This is a genomic window from Bacteroides galacturonicus, assembly GCF_003096855.1.
Classification (GTDB): Bacteria; Bacillota; Clostridia; order Lachnospirales; family Lachnospiraceae; genus Lachnospira; species Lachnospira rogosae.
The window spans coordinates 2,401-5,327 of sequence record NZ_QEOA01000010.1 but is presented as its reverse complement, the minus strand read 5'-3'; the positions used below and the strand labels follow the sequence as shown (position 1 = coordinate 5,327).

Annotated in this window: 1 rRNA gene; it reads right to left on the bottom strand. The window is 51.4% G+C overall.

Annotated elements, in window-relative coordinates:
- Positions 1-38 precede the first annotated feature (38 nt).
- A 23S ribosomal RNA gene (locus C7390_RS13480) occupies positions 39-2,923 on the bottom strand.
- Between the last annotated feature and the right edge of the window lie 4 nt (positions 2,924-2,927).

The following is a 2,927-nucleotide window of genomic DNA, read 5'->3' as shown; positions in this document are numbered from 1 at the left end:
GAATAACTCTCTTTGTTCTATCCAAACCTTAACCTCTTTCGGTTAAGCCCTCGACCTATTAGTACAGATCAGCTCCATATGTCACCACACTTCCACCTTCTGCCTATCTACCTCGTCGTCTTCAAGGGGTCTTACTAGATTAACTCTATGGGATATCTCATCTTGAGGGGGGCTTCACGCTTAGATGCCTTCAGCGTTTATCCCGTCCCGACTTGGCTACTCGGCCATGAGCCTGGTGGCTCAACCGATGCACCAGAGGTCAGTCCATCCCGGTCCTCTCGTACTAAGGACAGCTCCTCTCAGATATCCTGCGCCCACGCCGGATAGGGACCGAACTGTCTCACGACGTTCTGAACCCAGCTCGCGTACCGCTTTAATGGGCGAACAGCCCAACCCTTGGGACCTACTACAGCCCCAGGATGCGATGAGCCGACATCGAGGTGCCAAACCACTCCGTCGATGTGAACTCTTGGGAGTGATAAGCCTGTTATCCCCAGGGTAGCTTTTATCCGTTGAGCGATGGCAATCCCACTTTCATACCACCGGATCACTAAGTCCTACTTTCGTACCTGCTCCACCCGTCGGTGTCGCAGTCAAGCTCCCTTCTGCCTTTGCACTCTTCGAATGGTTTCCAACCATTCTGAGGGAACCTTTGAGCGCCTCCGATACCCTTTCGGAGGCGACCGCCCCAGTCAAACTCCCCACCAGACATTGTCCCCCGGCCGGGTCACGGCCGCAGGTTAGAAACCCAGTACTGCAGGGGTGGTATCCCAACATCGACTCCGTGACAACTGGCGTCATCACCTCTTCGTCTCCCACCTATCCTGTACATGCAATACCGAATCCCAGTATCAAGCTAGAGTAAAGCTCCATGGGGTCTTTCCGTCCTGGCGCAGGTAACCAGCATCTTCACTGGTATTTCAATTTCACCGGGTGCATTGTCGAGACAGTGCCCAAATCATTACGCCTTTCGTGCGGGTCGGAACTTACCCGACAAGGAATTTCGCTACCTTAGGACCGTTATAGTTACGGCCGCCGTTTACTGGGGCTTAAATTCAATGCTTCGATTGCTCTAACATCTCCTCTTAACCTTCCAGCACCGGGCAGGCGTCAGCCCATATACCTCACCTTTCGGTTTTGCATAGACCTGTGTTTTTGCTAAACAGTTGCTTGGGCCAGTTCTCTGCGGCTCACTTGCGTGAGCACCCCTTCTCCCGAAGTTACGGGGTCATTTTGCCGAGTTCCTTAACAATGCTTCTCCCGCCGGCCTTAGGATTCTCTCCTCATCCACCTGTGTCGGTTTACGGTACGGGTACGGTATACACAATAGCGGCTTTTCTCGACAGATGGTCTGTGTGCTTCGCTACTTTTGTTCGCTCCGCGTAACACCATTGGATTGAAATACGGATTTGCCTGTATCTCTCCTCCTGTGCTTGCACCGGTCTTTCCTTTCCCGGCTCACACTTTCCTTCTGTGTCCCCACATTTCTGATATATCGCAGTACAGGAATTTCAACCTGTTGTCCATCGGCTACGTCTTTCGACCTCGCCTTAGGTCCCGACTTACCCAGGGCAGATCAGCTTTACCCTGGAAACCTTAGATATTCGGCCTTGAAGATTCTCACTTCAATCTCGCTACTCATTCCGGCATTCTCTCTTCTTAGCAGTCCACCACTCCTTCCGGTATGGCTTCGTTCCGCTAACAATGCTCCTCTACCAACATATTCTGTTCCTAAGCTTCGGTGTCGTGTTTCAGCCCCGGACATTTTCGGCGCAGGACCTCTCGACTAGTGAGCTATTACGCACTCTTTTAATGTGTGGCTGCTTCTGAGCCAACATCCTAGTTGTCTTCGAAATCCCACATCCTTTTCCACTTAACACGCACTTTGGGACCTTAGCTGTAGGTCTGGGCTCTTTCCCTTTTGACCACCCAACTTATCTCGTGCAGTCTGACTCCCCAGCATCATCTGTCCGCCATTCGCAGTTTGATATTCTTCGGTAGGCTTTGACGCCCCCTAGGAAATTCAGTGCTCTACCTGCGGCAGACTAACTGAAGGCTAGCCCTAAAGCTATTTCGAGGAGAACCAGCTATCTCCGGGTTCGATTGGAATTTCTCCCCTATCCACACCTCATCACCACCCTTTTCAACGGATGTGTGTTCGGACCTCCACTACCTCTTACGGCAGCTTCATCCTGGACATGGATAGATCACCCGGTTTCGGGTCTATGATACGTGATTCCTCGTGCTCTTAACACTCGCTTTCGCTTCGGCTCCGGACCTTAAGTCCTTAACCTTACCGCGTATCATAACTCGCCGGACCGTTCTACAAAAAGTACGCCGTCGCACTTACGTGCTCCGACAGTTTGTAAACACAGGGTTTCAGGTTCTCTTTCACTCCCCTCCCGGGGTCCTTTTCACCTTTCCTTCACAGTACTATGCGCTATCGGTCACTGAGTAGTATTTAGCCTTACGGAGTGGTCTCCGCTCATTCCCACAAGGTTCCTCGTGTCTCGTGGTACTCTGGATACTGCCTTGCTGCTTTCAATTTCGGATACGCGGCTTTCACGCTTTCCTGCTGGACTTCCCAGACCATTCTCCTATCAATCGCAGATCAATTATGCAGTCCTAACCCCGAAAGATAAATCTCTCGGTTTGGGCTCTTTCCCTTTCGCTCGCCGCTACTAAGGAAATCGATGTTTCTTTCTCTTCCTCCGGGTACTTAGATGTTTCAGTTCCCCGGGTTCCCTCTGGCAAGTTATGTATTGGCTTGTCAGTACTTAAGGTTTACTTAAGTGGGTTCCCCCATTCGGATATCCACGGCTCAAAGGATATTTGCTCCTCCCCGTGGCTTTTCGCAGCTTATCACGTCCTTCATCGGCTCTCAGTGCCTAGGCATCCACCCTGTGCTCTTTATAGCTTAACCATTC